The 15,091-nt window shown below is 46.7% G+C and carries 20 protein-coding genes; 3 read left to right on the top strand and 17 right to left on the bottom strand.

What is annotated here, in order from left to right:
* Positions 1 to 17: 17 nt before the first annotated feature.
* Positions 18 to 371, bottom strand: a complete 354-nt coding sequence (locus H9Q79_RS04750; protein ID WP_118644500.1) for a LysM peptidoglycan-binding domain-containing protein — start codon at positions 369 to 371, stop codon at positions 18 to 20.
* Positions 372 to 570: 199 nt separating this feature from the next.
* Here H9Q79_RS04750 and lexA point away from each other — a divergent pair, with 199 nt between their 5' ends.
* A complete protein-coding gene (lexA, locus tag H9Q79_RS04755; RefSeq protein ID WP_118644498.1) occupies positions 571 to 1,230 on the top strand; it encodes a transcriptional repressor LexA in 660 nt (219 codons plus the stop codon).
* 97 nt (positions 1,231 to 1,327) lie between these two features.
* Here lexA and rsfS read toward each other — a convergent pair whose 3' ends face one another.
* The 15 genes from rsfS to H9Q79_RS04830 all read right to left on the bottom strand — a co-directional run bounded on the left by rsfS (position 1,328) and on the right by H9Q79_RS04830 (position 12,592).
* A complete protein-coding gene (gene rsfS, locus H9Q79_RS04760; protein WP_118644496.1) occupies positions 1,328 to 1,705 on the bottom strand; it encodes a ribosome silencing factor in 378 nt (125 codons plus the stop codon).
* A complete protein-coding gene (gene yqeK / locus H9Q79_RS04765) occupies positions 1,692 to 2,303 on the bottom strand; it encodes a bis(5'-nucleosyl)-tetraphosphatase (symmetrical) YqeK (protein ID WP_118644494.1) in 612 nt (203 codons plus the stop codon). Before yqeK ends, rsfS begins: the two co-directional genes overlap by 14 nt.
* An 18-nt stretch (positions 2,304 to 2,321) precedes the next feature.
* The gene (gene nadD, locus H9Q79_RS04770) at positions 2,322 to 2,984 is read right to left on the bottom strand and encodes a nicotinate-nucleotide adenylyltransferase (protein ID WP_118644492.1); all 663 of its coding nucleotides are present in this window, start codon (positions 2,982 to 2,984) and stop codon (positions 2,322 to 2,324) included.
* 11 nt (positions 2,985 to 2,995) lie between these two features.
* Positions 2,996 to 3,292 carry a ribosome assembly RNA-binding protein YhbY gene (gene yhbY, locus H9Q79_RS04775; RefSeq protein ID WP_118644490.1) on the bottom strand — a complete coding sequence of 99 codons (297 nt, stop codon included), beginning with the start codon at positions 3,290 to 3,292 and terminating at the stop codon, positions 2,996 to 2,998.
* Positions 3,293 to 3,386: 94 nt separating this feature from the next.
* Positions 3,387 to 4,064 carry a hypothetical protein gene (locus H9Q79_RS04780; RefSeq protein ID WP_118644488.1) on the bottom strand — a complete coding sequence of 226 codons (678 nt, stop codon included), beginning with the start codon at positions 4,062 to 4,064 and terminating at the stop codon, positions 3,387 to 3,389.
* Positions 4,065 to 4,078: 14 nt separating this feature from the next.
* A complete protein-coding gene (gene obgE, locus H9Q79_RS04785) occupies positions 4,079 to 5,377 on the bottom strand; it encodes a GTPase ObgE (protein WP_118644486.1) in 1,299 nt (432 codons plus the stop codon).
* A 69-nt stretch (positions 5,378 to 5,446) separates the two neighbouring features.
* Positions 5,447 to 5,731, bottom strand: a complete 285-nt coding sequence (rpmA, locus tag H9Q79_RS04790) for a 50S ribosomal protein L27 (RefSeq protein WP_118644484.1) — start codon at positions 5,729 to 5,731, stop codon at positions 5,447 to 5,449.
* A gap of 3 nt (positions 5,732 to 5,734) precedes the next feature.
* Positions 5,735 to 6,067 carry a ribosomal-processing cysteine protease Prp gene (locus tag H9Q79_RS04795; RefSeq protein ID WP_118644482.1) on the bottom strand — a complete coding sequence of 111 codons (333 nt, stop codon included), beginning with the start codon at positions 6,065 to 6,067 and terminating at the stop codon, positions 5,735 to 5,737.
* Positions 6,068 to 6,082: 15 nt separating this feature from the next.
* Positions 6,083 to 6,391, bottom strand: coding sequence for a 50S ribosomal protein L21 (rplU, locus tag H9Q79_RS04800; protein ID WP_249329295.1), 309 nt, complete (start codon positions 6,389 to 6,391; stop codon positions 6,083 to 6,085).
* 139 nt (positions 6,392 to 6,530) lie between these two features.
* Complete coding sequence (locus tag H9Q79_RS04805; protein ID WP_118644478.1) at positions 6,531 to 7,409, bottom strand: DegV family protein; 879 nt, start codon at positions 7,407 to 7,409, stop codon at positions 6,531 to 6,533.
* A gap of 72 nt (positions 7,410 to 7,481) precedes the next feature.
* Positions 7,482 to 8,495, bottom strand: coding sequence for a CPBP family intramembrane glutamic endopeptidase (locus H9Q79_RS04810; RefSeq protein ID WP_118644476.1), 1,014 nt, complete (start codon positions 8,493 to 8,495; stop codon positions 7,482 to 7,484).
* Positions 8,485 to 9,711 (bottom strand): ribonuclease E/G, encoded by a 1,227-nt coding sequence (locus tag H9Q79_RS04815; protein ID WP_147371437.1) that lies wholly within the window; start codon positions 9,709 to 9,711, stop codon positions 8,485 to 8,487. Before H9Q79_RS04815 ends, H9Q79_RS04810 begins: the two co-directional genes overlap by 11 nt.
* Positions 9,704 to 10,411 carry a TIGR03936 family radical SAM-associated protein gene (locus H9Q79_RS04820; protein WP_118644472.1) on the bottom strand — a complete coding sequence of 236 codons (708 nt, stop codon included), beginning with the start codon at positions 10,409 to 10,411 and terminating at the stop codon, positions 9,704 to 9,706. The genes H9Q79_RS04815 and H9Q79_RS04820 overlap by 8 nt, the downstream gene beginning before the upstream one ends.
* Positions 10,395 to 12,260 carry a TIGR03960 family B12-binding radical SAM protein gene (locus tag H9Q79_RS04825; protein WP_249329296.1) on the bottom strand — a complete coding sequence of 622 codons (1,866 nt, stop codon included), beginning with the start codon at positions 12,258 to 12,260 and terminating at the stop codon, positions 10,395 to 10,397. The genes H9Q79_RS04820 and H9Q79_RS04825 overlap by 17 nt, the downstream gene beginning before the upstream one ends.
* A 101-nt stretch (positions 12,261 to 12,361) precedes the next feature.
* Entirely contained in the window at positions 12,362 to 12,592 is a 231-nt protein-coding gene (locus tag H9Q79_RS04830) for a hypothetical protein (RefSeq protein WP_249329297.1), read from the bottom strand.
* Positions 12,593 to 12,840: 248 nt separating this feature from the next.
* Here H9Q79_RS04830 and H9Q79_RS04835 point away from each other — a divergent pair, with 248 nt between their 5' ends.
* Complete coding sequence (locus H9Q79_RS04835; RefSeq protein ID WP_249329298.1) at positions 12,841 to 13,440, top strand: PepSY domain-containing protein; 600 nt, start codon at positions 12,841 to 12,843, stop codon at positions 13,438 to 13,440.
* A gap of 71 nt (positions 13,441 to 13,511) precedes the next feature.
* Positions 13,512 to 13,790, top strand: a complete 279-nt coding sequence (locus H9Q79_RS04840) for a type II toxin-antitoxin system HicB family antitoxin (RefSeq protein WP_118644466.1) — start codon at positions 13,512 to 13,514, stop codon at positions 13,788 to 13,790.
* A gap of 24 nt (positions 13,791 to 13,814) precedes the next feature.
* Here H9Q79_RS04840 and hisIE read toward each other — a convergent pair whose 3' ends face one another.
* Positions 13,815 to 15,086, bottom strand: a complete 1,272-nt coding sequence (gene hisIE / locus H9Q79_RS04845; protein ID WP_118644464.1) for a bifunctional phosphoribosyl-AMP cyclohydrolase/phosphoribosyl-ATP diphosphatase HisIE — start codon at positions 15,084 to 15,086, stop codon at positions 13,815 to 13,817.
* Positions 15,087 to 15,091: the final 5 nt, after the last annotated feature.

Here is a 15,091-nt window from a genome sequence, read left to right on the forward strand (position 1 = left end):
GGCATAATAAAACTTACCTATGCTTTATAATCTGATGAATAATAGGGAATACAGAGCCTGGTTCCCGATTTCAAAAAATCACTGTGCAGATGATTCATTTCTTTTACTTCTTCAATATATTCATAAATATTTTCATAGTCAACAGTTATATATTCTTCGGCAATAGACCAAAGACTGTCACCTGATTCCACGCAGACGCTTGTGTAATATTTGTAACGGCTGGACGTATCGTTGCTGTCCGCATTGGCTGGCTGGGCTGTAATCCGGAATATGATCAGTCCGACTACAGCCGCGAGAACTAAAATCACTGCAAAATTCTTGAGTCCATTGTTTCTGGATTTGCTGTTGCCTTTTCTCTTTCGGTTGTTCATGATGTAATCCCCTCCATTAATCATTTGTAAATATGTGATGGTCAGAACCCGTGTTCCGAACAACTGTTCTATTTGTTACAAGTATATTACATTATGCGCCTTCTGTCAAGAGATTTTTTGAACAGATGTTCGGAAAATATGTTTGCATTTTAAAAGCACTTGTGGTATGATTAACGTATGAAAAAACGGAGGTTGAATAATGGAAAAAGGTCCTATCAGCAAAAAGCAAAAAGAAATACTAGAATATATAAAGAAGGAAATTCTTGAAAGGGGCTTTCCTCCTGCCGTTCGTGAAATTTGTGAAGCAGTTCAGCTCAAATCCACATCTTCCGTACATGCCCATTTGGAGGCGCTGGAGAAACATGGCTACATAAAGAAAGATGCCACCAAGCCGAGGGCAATAGAAATTCTCGATGACGACTTCCAGGATACCAGAATCAGCCGCCTGGGAGCTGCAGCCGGTGAGGTGGATTCTTCAGAATTTGCCAGCGTTCCTGTAATCGGCAATGTAGCTGCCGGTCAGCCCCTTCTTGCCGTTGAGCAGATTGAATCCTATTTTCCCATCCCGGTAGACCGTCTGCCAAACACTGAGACTTTTATGCTGAAGGTAAAAGGCGAAAGTATGATTAACGCCGGCATCTTAAATGGTGACTATGTGCTTGTTGAAAAACAGAGCACAGCCAGAGACGGTGAAATGGTAGTCGCCCTGGTTGAGGATTCCGCAACTGTGAAAACATTTTACAGGGAGAACGGATATTTCCGTCTCCAGCCGGAAAATGACACTATGGAGCCTATTATAGTAAGAGGTGCGCTTCAGATCCTAGGCAAGGTGATCGGCGTTTTCCGTTTTATGCAATAAGCACAATCCTATACAAAAATAAAAGATGGAAACCATCCTGCGTTTTATCCCGCATTGGTTTCCATCTGATATCTTTTTTACCCGCACTTCAATTATTTTATTCTGCTTTATGTCCCACTGGCTCCAGAAAAGCCTCTTTTTCAATTACTGTTCCATCGCGCCAGATTCTTTCCAGATCATAGAACAAACGGTTTTCTTCATCAAATAGGTGCAGCACAATATCCCCATAATCCATCAGAATCCAGTTTGCGTTCTGGTAGCCTTCGATATGTTTTGGGCTGTATCCTGATTTCCCCAGGAATTCCTCCGCATTATCTGCCATTGCCTGTACCTGGTTTCTGTTTGTTCCGCTGGCAATAATGAAATAGTCCGCTATTGTTGATATTTCTTCAATATCCAAGATCCGTATATCATTAGCTTTTTTGTCTTCCAGTCCCTCAATCGCAAGCCTTGCCATTTTCTTAGCCTCTGTCATCTTTTTCCTTCACTCCTGTTCTTTTACCGCATATGGTTTTATAATAGTCATAGGCATCTAACGTAGTTTTATCCATAGATTTGGGATTTGCGCTCAAATAGCTGACTGTGTCCTCTAGAATCTCACACATACAGCTGTCCAGGTCATCAAAGGCCAGTCTTCTGACCTGTTCCAGATGCGGTGCCTTATTCCGGTTGGGTTCAATATAATCTGCAATATAAATGATCTTCTCCAGATCAGACATAGCTGGCTTTCCTGTCGTATGCCAGAGAATTGAGCTCAATACCTCCCTGTCCCGGACACCATATTCCTTTTCCGCCAGGTAAGCTCCCAGTTTAGCGTGAAGAAGAAAAGGATATTCCTTTTCAAATTCAGACACCGGAAGTTTAGCTTTTTCACACAAATCTATTTTTCTCCGATTTGGGATGCATTTTGCGCAGTCATGAAGCAGGCCTGCTATTCTGGCTCTTTCCATATCAATTCCATGGGCCATGGCCAGGCAAGAGGCTGTATACATCACTCCCTGGGTATGCTCAAAGCGGTTCGCGTCCAGCTCCTTTTTAAGCTTGTTCTTGATTTTGTTCCATTGTATTTCCATTGGTGTACTCTCCTGCCGTCATTCCTGATACTGCATATCACAGCGTTGTCCGCCATCACTTTTATCCATATATAACTGTTTTTGATTAATATACTCAATGACTGGATCAGGCAAATAATATTTTACTGATTCACCACCTCTGATCATTTTTCTGAGATGTTTTGATGAAATGTCCAGATTCGGTGTATCAAGCTGAAAAAAGTCCCCCTGATATTGTTCTCTTCGTCTGGCTAATATCTGGTTGAATTGTTCCTCGGGTATCTGGTTCCTTGTGGCTACAACCATATGACAGGCCTCCAGAATTCTCTGAGGTTCCCTCCATTGATCCAGATCAAACAAGGAATCAGCCCCTATGATGAAATAATAATCCGTATCCGGATTCTGGCTCCGCAAGGTTTCCAGCGTCCGGTAGGTATAGGTGTAACCATCTTCATTCATCTCAATCATTGAAACATCAAAATGCGGATTTGAGGCAATCGCACGCCGAACCATCTCCACCCGTTCTTCATCACTGGCACGTCCCTTCCGGTTCTGCTTGTGCGGTGGATTCCCTGCCGGCATGAACCAGACCCTGTCCAGCTGAAACTGCTGATACGCCGCTTCACCCAGGATCAGATGTCCAATATGAATGGGATCAAAAGTGCCTCCCATTATGCCAATCTTTTTCATTATAGTTGTCATGTATCAAGCACCTATGCCCTGGGTAGTAAAATTTTTTTCTTATCTTTCTTGCCTTCTCTGTACAAAACGATCTTTTTACCAATCACCTGCACAACCTCTGAATTAGTCCGCTCAGCCAGCGTCTGGGCTATGCTCTTCGGATCATCGAGACAATTCTGCAGGACGCTGATTTTAATCAGTTCCCTGGCTTCCAGGGCTTCGCTGACAGATTGGGTAAATTCCGGCGTCAGGCTGGATTTCCCAATCTGTAAAATGGGCTCTGTGGTCATTGCTATACTTTTTAAGTAAGATCGCTGCTTACTTGTCATAATTTCATTCCTCCCGGTATATTCTCCTGCAACTATGATGTTAAAACTCTTTTCTGTCAGACCTGAATCCACGCCATAACAAAAACAGGCGCAGTTAATTCATTCCATTCGGTTTCGTAACACTGACAGCCGCACCCTTCAAAAGAGCATCAAACCGAAGCTTTGAGGCTTGCCTGCATTCCGCAAAAGCCAGTTCCCGGAAATTTTCGTTATCTTCCCGGCGCAGGGAAATGTATTTTTCAAGCTTCACAGGAGTCTCCTTCCACGCAGTGACATCATAGCTGCGACTGCAGCCATGCCTGCTCTCACTGATCCGCACGGAAGCAGACACAAGCTGCGTTGTTTCACAGAGCGCAATCCCCGGTCTGGCATACTCCTCCAGCAAAAGCCCGCAGGAATTATCTTCCTGGTCAATCAGCAAACAACTGCTCCAGATTTCAGTGCCATCAGGCTCTTCCACCCATGTCTCCAGGTGGTAACAGCAGTCTCCGGAGGATTCCAGAGTCTGACGGAATGCCAGAAGATTCCGATTAGACGGAACAATAAACCACTCCTGTATACACTGGAAAGTGATATCTTCCCATCGGAAGGCCGCCGCTCTCCTGTACAGCCTTTCTGCTTCCAGATAACGGTAAGGACCGTAATCAGATTCCTGATCCTGATGCCCCTCATATTGGAAACCTGTCAGTAGTGGATTCGGAAGCATTTTCCCTCCTTCCGGAATCCAGAAATGCAGACGTTGATCCGATGTGGTTCCTGCGATCCATTCCATTCAAATGTCCTCCGTCATTTGTAATAATCAAAAGCCAGTCCGTACATACGAACGGTATCGCCCTCCTGTATCCCGGCTTCTTCCAGCTCCTTCAGAATTCCTGATTCACTCAGAAACTTCTGGAAAAACGCAAACCCTTTTTCTGAGTCCAGATTGGTATAGCCCAGCATTTTTTCAATCTTGGGCCCTTCCACTACAAAGGTATTGGGAGCTTCTTCATCCCGTGACACAGTATATGGCAGATTCTCCCTGGCCAGCATGTCTTCCGGAAAAAATTCCGGTTCAAAGACCACCGTATCCTTGGGAAGATGATCCAGCTGGTCCTGTACATAATATAGAAGCTCTTTTATGCCCTGACCCGTTACCGCAGATATAGGAAACACTTGGATACCCTTTGGTTCAAATTCGTCTTTAAGACGCTGAACCGGATCCTCTCCGCCCTCTTCCACATAGATAGAATCAATTTTATTCGCGGCGATTACCTGCGGCCTGGCGGCTATTTCTGCATTATAATTCTCAAGCTCCTGATTAATTTTATAAATATCTTCCACCGGGTCCCGTCCCTCCGTAGAGGCGGCATCCACCATGTGGATCATCATTCTTGTACGCTCAATATGACGCAGAAATTCATATCCCAGCCCGGCTCCCTCCGAGGCCCCTTCAATCAGGCCAGGAATATCCGCGATGACAAATCCTCTGCAGCCCTCCAGATCCACAACGCCCAGATTAGGGTTCAGAGTTGTAAAATGATAATTGGCGATCTTAGGTTCTGCATTGCTGACTCTGGACAAAAGAGTGGATTTACCCACATTCGGAAATCCCACCAGACCTACATCCGCAATCACTTTCAGCTCCAGCCTCACTTCAAGCTCCTGGGCCGGTTGCCCGGGCTGGGCGTATTTTGGCACCTGCATAGTCGGAGTGGCATAATTCATATTGCCCTTTCCTCCGCGGCCTCCTTTTAACACGATCTGTCTTCTGTTGTCTCCGGACATATCAGCGATCACCTTACCTGTCTGGCTGTCCAATATAACTGTGCCCTCAGGTACCTTCAGGATCACATCTGCCCCATCCTTGCCATGACACCGGCGTTTGCCGCCCTCTTCACCGTTCTGGGCGGAGAATTTCCTGCTGTGGCGGTATTCTACCAGGGTATTCAAACCCTCATCCACCTGGAAAATAACGTCGCCGCCTTTTCCGCCGTCACCGCCGTCCGGCCCGCCTGCTGCCACATATTTTTCACGCCGGAAGCTCACATGGCCGTCGCCGCCTTTTCCGGATTTTATGATAATCTTTGCTCTGTCCGCAAACATAGTTTTCCTCCACAATCGATGAGAAAAAAACGGAGCTATTACAAAGTCTGCAACAGCCCCGCTCGCTTCTTATTCAGCTACCGGAAGAACAGAAACCTGTTTCTTATCTCTTCCTTTTCTCTGGAATCTGACAACACCGTCTGCTTTTGCATACAGAGTATCATCTTTTCCAATGCCAACGTTCACACCAGGATGAATCTTGGTACCACGCTGTCTGTAAAGAATATTACCAGCTTTTACAAACTGTCCGTCCGCTCTCTTCGCACCCAGTCTCTTGGACTCGGAGTCACGTCCGTTCTTTGTGGAACCAACTCCCTTTTTATGAGCGAAGAACTGAAGGTTCATCTTCAACATATCCTACACCTCCTCGAAAATGAGATCCATATACTCTTGGTTGGTTTCATCAGACTCCATATCAGCAAGTCCCAGGGCAAGTGAGCGGAGCAGGAGATCTGCTTCCTTACTATGGTTCCCCTGAATGGAAAGCCGTATACATGCATGATCCTCATCGCTGTTCACCGTGAAATCATCATCTGTCAATCTCTCCAGAGAATTAATCGTGTTAATCGCCAATGCCGAAATAGCCGCGCATATGATATCGGCGCCTGCTTCCGCATAGCCTGCATGTCCCTTCAATTCAAAGCCCGTATACTGTCCTGCATGGTTCTGATAAAACGTAATTTTTGTCATAAAGTCACCAGCTGCTTACGCATTGATTTTTTCAATCTTAACCTTCGTGTACTGCTGTCTATGACCGTTTTTCTTGTGGTATCCGGTTTTTCTCTTATACTTGTAGACAATGACTTTTTTTGCTTTGCCGTTCTCAAGAACGGAAGCGGTAACGCTGGCTTTCGCCGCATCGTCGCCAACCTTCAGCGCTGCGTCATCTCTTACTGCAAGTACCTGATCAAATGTAACAGTCTCGCCAGCTTCTACACCAAGCTTTTCCACTCTAATGATATCGCCTTCGGCTACTTTGTACTGTTTACCACCTGTTGCAATAATTGCGTACATATGGCACCTCCTATTATCATTACTCGCCAGATTTGGTGGTTATCTTCTAACGCTTTAACCTCTCTGTGCGGCACACTGAAATATCTTAGCACAGAACAACTGTTTTGTCAACTGTTTCCAGGTATTCCGATGGATTTTGCTAGTTTTTTCGGACTTTTTTCGCGCTTGCGATTGCCAGACAGCCCGGTCCTGTGTGACAGACTATGCTCAGAGAAAGCAGATCTCCATGGATCTCCATTCCTGGGAATGAAGCTTTTACATCGGTTATCCACTCTTCTACCACGTCATCCTGACCATAACAATATGCCACCTGAAGTGCCATATCTCCGTCTGCCGCATATTGAGCGAAACGGTTGTCAAAATCATTATGCATGGCTTCCAGCATAGCCTTTTTTGCTGCCTTCAGTCCGCGCACCTTGGCATAGGAATCCAGACGCTCACCCTGTATTTGCAGAACAGGCTTCAGATTCAGCACTGTACCGATCAGGGCCACTGCCGGAGTGATTCTTCCGCCCTTTTTCAAATATTTCAGGGTATCTACCATGATATAGATACTGGATTCCATCTTTTCCTTTTCTAATACGCCACAGATCCCGGCAGCGTCATATCCGGCTTTTTTCAGGGCGATAGCGTCCATAACAGACTGATACTGCGTAACGGAGATTCTCTGGTTATTAACAACCTGAACCCTACCGCCGAAATCCTCAGCGAGAGAAATGGCTGTGCTGCAGGAAGCACTCAGGCCGCTGGACATGGGAATATACACAATTTCATCGTACACCTTCAGCAGTTCATTCCAGAGCGCTATCACGTCTCCTGGTGAAGGCTGGGATGTGGAGACGGTCACTTTATCGTCAGCCAGAAGCCTGTAGAAATCTTCCTGGCTCAGGTCAATGTCTTCGTAATACAATTTTTCATTTATAAAAAAAGGCATGGGAACGACGGTAATTCCCAACTCCTTCCCTCTTTCCTGAGTAATGCCGCTGTTACTGTCTGTAACAATTGCGATTTTAGGCATCGCTGTCCTCCTTCTGAAGCTTGTATTTGGCTACCCTGTGAGTATAACACAAAAAGTTAAGCAATACAAAACTTATTTTGCAATCATCGAAGCCAGCATCTGGGAAAAGCCGTACCCTGTGATTAAGATCCCGGTCACTAAAATCGCAGCCGTCGGGATCAGGATCTTACATAATGTGATTTTTTCTTTCCCCTTTGGAAGGAAAGCCGGTTTTACCGGCGCCAGCGATTTCCTGATCAACCAGTTTCCCACATAGATCAGGATCGGAACCGCCGTACCAAAGATGGCCATATAAAGTCCCAGGGCATATACCGGCAGCGCAGAACCCATCTTCATCAGGTCATCCTGAAACGCCGAAGCGCCGAAAAATGAGGTTTCCAGGACGCCGGGCAGGATCATCAAAAGCACCAGCTGAAGCCCATTATGAAAGAAATGGAAAAAGCTGGAATACACCATACTATCCGTCGACAGCAGAATCCAGGACATCACCGCTCCCAGAATCCCTGTCCCCAGAAACTTGACAGGGCTCAGATGAAAAGCTCCGAACAGCAATCCCATAATCAGCACGACCGCCCATTTACTGTGGATACTGTTCTGTATCCCGCACTGGATAACTCCCCGGTGCATCGCTTCCTCGCATATTGCCGGTAAAACAGCGATAACCAGAAATGCAGCCGGCCAGGGCACAGAATTTAAGATAACGGAAAAAGTTTCTCCATTACTCACCATTCCCTGAGGGAATAGAACCAACAGGACCAGATTGCAGATCAAAACGCTGAAGAATCCCCCGACCCAAATGACCAGTGTACCGGCCAGAGCCAGAGGCCTCGGTTTCCTGATTGGGAATGTCATTCTAAAATCCGCTCCCATCAGCCATACGAATACCAGCGAGCTGGCCAGAAGCCAGAGCTCTGTGATCGCAACCCCAGCCATGCCGAGATAATACTGGACATAACTCCCGGCAAACAAAAATATAGTCATATCTGCCACAAAAAACAGCAGAACGTGCCATGCTTTTAACTTTCTTTTCTTTCTGCAATGCTCAAATCCACAGGGAGCTGTATTCCTGATCTGATCATAGGTCATCTGCTCTGTTCTCCTTTCCCATAATAGACTGAAGCTGTTCCTGGAAAGATTTCTTTTCCTTACGTCTGGTTAATTCCACAATATGGAGGGGCGTAATATCAATCACTTGTGTTTTTACAGAATCCCGGCTGACCAGCTCCTGCAGATAATCCATCAGCTCTTTTTGAAAGGCCGGGTTATTCATATTGATGAAATCAATCAGAATAATGCCCGACAGCTGCCTCAGCCGGAGCTGCAGGGCAATTTCCCCGGCGGCCTCCAGGTTTATCAGATGAAAAGTCTCGTCAGAAGTTTTTTTACCGCCGTATTTTCCCGTGTTCACATCAATCGCTACAAAAGCTTCCGTCTGCTGAATCACAAGAAACCCGCCTGATTTCAGCCACACTTTCTGCTGCTTCAGTTCATTCATCAGCGAATCCAAGCTGTATAAATTGCGCAGGGGAAGCAACGGATCCTGATAAAGCTTCAGGGCAACCCGCCCTTTACGGTCTGTTTCTCTCAGATATTCTTCAATCTCCTGATGAACCCCCGGGTGGTCTGTGATGATCTGAGATAACGTGTGGAAGGACCGCTGTTTTAGCTCTATAATCCAATCCCCCGGCGCTTGAAACAGGCAGCTGAAGCAATTCCTGGAGGTTCCATACCTGCAGATCCGCTCCATCTGACCTTTTAATGTCTCGTATTCCCGCAATATTTCCTCTTCTGATGTTTCCCGCGCATTGGTACGTATAATCATTCCAAAATCTTCCTCGCCCGCCGGAGGAAATAACTTCTTCAGGCGGCTCCTCTCATCTGCAGAAAGCTTTCTGGAAAAATTCAAGGACTTCCGTCCGGTGCTCATAACCAGATATTTTCCGGATAATGTCAGATTCGTTGTAAGGCGCGGCAGCTTCTGTTTTATGGCTTCCTTGTCCACCTGCACCAGCAGTTCATCCCCAGGTTTTAATTCCCCGGTTTTCTTGCGGGTCTTCATGACGGCATGTTCAAATTCATCCAGAGAAAGATATCCTCTCCTGTCCGGCTGGAAAAGAACGAACGCACCATTAATATTTTTCTGTATTTTTTCTACTTTGGCCACATATATATTACCCAGAATTCTGTTTTCCTGTTCCGCGCAGATTGAAAACTCTACGGCTCTCTGTCCATCATACAGGACTGTTGCCAGACATTCCCGGCCCTGTACGGCCGCAGACGCAATAATTAATTTTTCACTCAATTTCTTCACCTAATGCTTCCAGAGGCACCAAATCCAATCCGTCCTCCCCGGTATTTGCATACAGCTCTTCCCGGTGGGTTAGCAGAGAAAACTCAGGGAATTCAATCCCCATAAAACTTCCAAAAGCCTGCATGACCAGCTCTGGCTTCAGATTACTGACACTCCCTGCAGAAAGGCACATGGCAACTGCTTCTCCGTCAGCTCTCATAGAATAGATCCAGGGACGTATATCCACATCTTTTTCACTCCGCTTTGTTTTCCTCAGAATATATATCGTCTCCTGATCCAGAAAGTTTCCCAGCTGTTCCTTCCAATTCTCCGGCAGTTTTGCCATGCCCTCACGAAAAGTGACTCTGTAATCTGCCGCCGCCACGAGCGTCATGCACTTTGAAGCTTTATCCTCCGGAATGCGGCGGACACTGAACACTTCTATTCCACCGGCCATCTGCCTGTTCAGACGTTCCACCATGGAAGCCGAACTGGACGCAGATTTCAGATCCAGATCAAAATATTCTCCGCTGCTGGTGATTCCCACACCCAGCGGGGCGGCAAAGGACATGATCATATGAGGGCTGAAGCCTTCAGAAAAAGCCACATCCATCCCGGCCCTCCGGAGAGCTTTTTGAAAATACCGCATCACATCCAGGTGGCCTATAAATTTCATGGCCCCGGTTTTTGCAAATTTAACCCTGACTCTCATGACAGACACCTCCTCCGTAAGCTCTCGCACCGCAGCCGGCACATTTCTGGCGGCAGTTCGGCGTTACCTTTTCCTTCTTGGCCATCTCCCATTCCCGGATCAAGAAATCTTTTGAGACTCCGGCAGATATGAAATCCCAGGGCAGCAGTTCATCAGTGTTTCTGGAACGGGATGTATAGAAATCCGGATCTATGCCACAGGACACAAAAGCCTGGGACCAGGCTTCGGGCCGGAAACTCTCCGACCAGGCGTCAAACAATGCACCGTTCTTATATGCCGTTTCAATTACAGGAGCCAGCCGCCTGTCCCCTCTTGCGAGAACGCCCTCCAGCACCGACACATCCGCTTCATGGTAATTGTATCGGATACTCTTCTGGTTCAGCTGCGCCTTGACTTCTTCTTTGACAATTCTGGCCTTGGCCAAAAACTCTTCGCGGCTGTTCATGGAAGCCCACTGGAAAGGCGTGAAGGGTTTTGGAACAAAGAAGGAGCTGCTGGCTGTAATCTGGCATTTTCCATTCCGCTGTTCCTTCGGAATTTCATAATAGCGCTCGGCAACTTTTTCACAGAGCCAGGCGATCCCTTTGATATCTTCTTCAGTTTCACCGGGCAGTCCCAGCATGAAATATAACTTCACCTTATTCCAGCCGCCTTCAAAAGCCTTCCCCGCTCCCTCCAGGATATCCTCCTCCGTCAGCCCTTTATTAATCACATCCCGCATCCGCTGTGAACCGGCTTCCGGCGCAAAGGTCAGGCTGCTCTTCTTCACATCCTGAACCTTGGACATCACATCCAGAGAAAAGGCATCAATCCGCAGGGAAGGAAGTGAAATATTAACACCGCTTCCGGGGCAGATTTCCATGAGATAATCCATCAGCTCGGGAAGCTCCCGGTAATCGCTGGAGCTCAGAGAGCTCAGCGAGATTTCCTCATATCCAGTGTTTTTTAAAAGTGCTGACGCCGCTTGCTCCAGAGTTTTAAGGCTCTTTTCCCGAAGCGGCCTGTAAACCATACCGGCCTGACAGAAACGGCATCCGCGGATGCACCCCCTCTGGATCTCCAGCACCACGCGATCCTGAGTCGCCTTCAGATAGGGTACAACAGGCGCTTCCGGATAAGGTGCGGCGTCAAAATCCATGACTAGCTGTTTTTCCACTTTTTCAGGAGCTTCCTCACATAAGGGAAGAAAGGAAGCCAGCGTTCCATCGGCATGATACTCTGCCCGGTACAGGGACGGCACATAAATGCCAGGAATCCCCGCCGCCAGCAGCAAAAAATCCCGGCGCGACCCACCCGCTTTTTTATTCGCCTTATAGGCGTCAAAAAGCCGGTCATAGACCATTTCGCCTTCGCCGATATAGAACAGATCAAAAAAATCCGCCAGAGGCTCCGGATTGTAGGTACAGGGGCCTCCGCCGATTACAATTGGTTCATCTTCCGACCGCTGTTCAGAGTGAAGGGCTATACCGCTCAGCTCCAATATCTGCAAAATATTGGTATAACACATCTCATACTGAAGCGTCATTCCTAAAAAGTCGAAATTCCTGACAGGCTCCTGGGATTCCAGAGCAAATAACGGGATCTGCTTCTCGCGCATAACCTGATCCAGATCGTTCCATGGGGAATACACCCGTTCACACCAGACATCGGGTCTTTCATTAAACATATGATATAAAATCTGCAGGCCAAGATGTGACATGCCGATTTCGTAAACATCAGGAAACGCAAACGCAAATCTTATGTCAATTTCATCCGGATTTTTCATCACAGAATTGACTTCATTGCCGACATATCTCTCCGGTTTTTCTATCTTTAATAATATGGTATCGTCTAAAGCAAGTTTTCTCATGAATTCTCCCTGAATATCTGTAATTAATATAGTTCTTATCCGTACTATTATAACTACCTTCCCAAAAGAATTCAAGGAAATGTTTCAGCGATTCCGGTCTGTCAGGCGGATGGCAGATAGATATTCTGAAAAACATATGACGAAAGCGCCAGCAGACAACCGCACAGCAAAACCACAAGGAGGCTCCCGACTTTGTTAGAATTAATTCTTTGAAGCAGCCATGCTATTCCGAATCCACAGATTGTCATCAGTGAAATAAATGCCGGATAGAAATATCTCCCCTGAGCCTGATAATCATTATAGCAGGGTATTACAAGATATAATATATTCATACCGGCTGTCTCCTCACTGTAATCCTGACCTTATTCCTTCACTCACAATGGAGTCATTCTACGCTTGTAGAATCAATATGTCAATCTGAAAATACCTGTCTGCATATTTTTTAACTTTATTTTTTATGCATGATGTTTTATAATTACCATAAAAAATCAATTAAAATCCTGTAAAATACAGTGTGGATAAAATCATAGAAAGGCTCAAAAGATGACATCATAAAATAATAACAGAAAGGAAGATAGCTATGAAAAACAAACGGATTCTCTTATATTTTTCCTTAATTCTCACTGTGCTTCTGCTCTCAGGCTGTTCGGGCGCTTCTGCTCTGGACGTTTCTGACACCAATTTCCGTTCGGCGGCAGCGCAAGGTTCTGCTGCTCCTGAGGCAGCTCTGATTACAGAAGACGAAGTAAAGGCAGCAGCATATGACCATGCCGGAATTGCTGCTGAAGACGTCAGCTTTGTTAAAACAAATCTGGACTACGAACATGGCAGAACTATCTATGAGGTGGAATTTTATTCCGGAAATATGGAATATGATTATGAAATTGACGCATCAACAGGTGAAATCCTGTCCTGGGATCACGATGCGGAATATGATCTGAGGCAGGACCCCGGCTCCGGAACCTCAGAAAATTACATCGGCGAAGCCGGCGCAAAGGAAAAAGCGCTGGCGGAAGCAGGACTGTCAGAAAGTGATATTTCCCATCTGTCTGTTAAATTTGATCACGAGCATGGCAGAGCTGAATATGAGGTTGAGTTCTATTCCGGAAGAACGGAATACAACTACGAGATCGACGCCGCCACAGGAGAAATCATCAGTTCGGAGATTGATCACGATTGAGTTGTTTCCCGTCCTGTTTTATGATAAACTGGAGCTGAATATTATTTTAATTGTAAATTGGAGGAAAACTCATGAAATTTATTTATCCCACTGTGATCCGTAAAACAGCAGATGATAAATACCAGGCATTCTTTCCGGATCTGGCACACTGTTATGCGCAGGGTGATACGGTCGATGAGGCTGTGGAGAACGCCAACGCGGCTGCTTATGACTGGATCAGCCTGGAATTATCTGAGGAGGACGGCCAGCTTCCACCTGTATCCGACGAAGCGGATATGGATCTTAGGCCAGGAGATATTGTCAGAAACGTTTCTGTAAATATCCGTTTTTATGAGGGCTGGGACGAGTGACGGGATCATAAAGCTGGAGCTGGCCTATCTCCTGGCCAGCTCCCGTGTGATTTCATCCCAGGTGACGTCCTTCTCCGCCATCAGCACCATTACATGGTACAGAAAATCTGAGATTTCGTATTTAATCTCTTCCTTATCTGGATTCTTCGCCGCTATGACGATCTCTGTGCACTCCTCTCCGACTTTCTTCAGGATTTTATCAATTCCCTTATCAAACAGATAATTCGTATAGGACCCTTCTTTCGGATGGATTTTCCGGTCCTTAATGACAGAAAAAACATTTTCAAACACCTGTAGAGGGTTCTTATCATCATACTCTTTTTTCATCAGTTCCTGGAAAAAACAGGTCCGGTTTCCCGTATGGCAGGCTGCTCCCAACTGGGATACCTTAGCCAGAATGGTATCGTTGTCACAGTCCAGGGTCAGGGATTTTACATACTGAAAATGTCCGGAGGTCAGCCCTTTTGTCCACAATTCCTGGCGGCTGCGGCTCCAATAGGTCATTTTGCCGGTATCAAGGGTCATCTGAAAGGATTCCTGATTCATATAAGCGAGCATCAGCACCTCTCCTGTCTGGTAATCCTGCACAATGCATGGGACCAGCCCGTCGCTGTTCAGCTTGAAGTCTTCCCAGGCAATTTTGCTTTCAAATGTATTTACCGGAATCCCTCTGGCCCTGCACCGGGACTTCACTTCCATAAGGTCAATATTCTTTCCGCTCACTGCGGCTCCTGTCAGAGCCTGGATATTTTGAGAGCCCAGCAGTTCCCATGCACATCCTGTATCTGCCAGCACCAGAACCGGAAGCTCCGTCCGTCCGTGAAGACTCTGTTCCATCCCCTGAGCGCATAGCACCATTCCTGCCAATTCCTCAACAGCTTCCCGGCATACCTCATAGACGGCAATGTCCGGAAGGTATACCACGATTTTCTCTTTTCCAAATTTTTTGGAAACCTCCTCCAGCAGCCCGCGGTTTTCTGGTTTGGCAAAATTGAGTACTGCCCGGCGGCAGCCTGCATAGAGGAGCTTCTTAACGTCCTCCATCCGTTTCACATTCCCCGCGCCGATCACGGGCACTTCCGCCGCACCGCAGATTTTTTTAATGTCTCCGATGGCCCTGTCATGTTCCGCGTCCGCCCCGGAAAAATCGAAAACCAGGATTTCATCCGCCCCGGAATTCCCAAATGCCCTCGCGAGCGCCTCCGGATCTGTCTCCCAGGCCGCTTCCTCTGAACCGAATCCGGACACTGCCCGTCCGTCTTTTAAATAGATACATGGAATCAGTAATTTATCCAAGTCTT

Origin of the sequence: Wansuia hejianensis (assembly GCF_014337215.1) — a bacterium.
Classification (GTDB): Bacteria; Bacillota; Clostridia; order Lachnospirales; family Lachnospiraceae; genus Scatomonas; species Scatomonas hejianensis.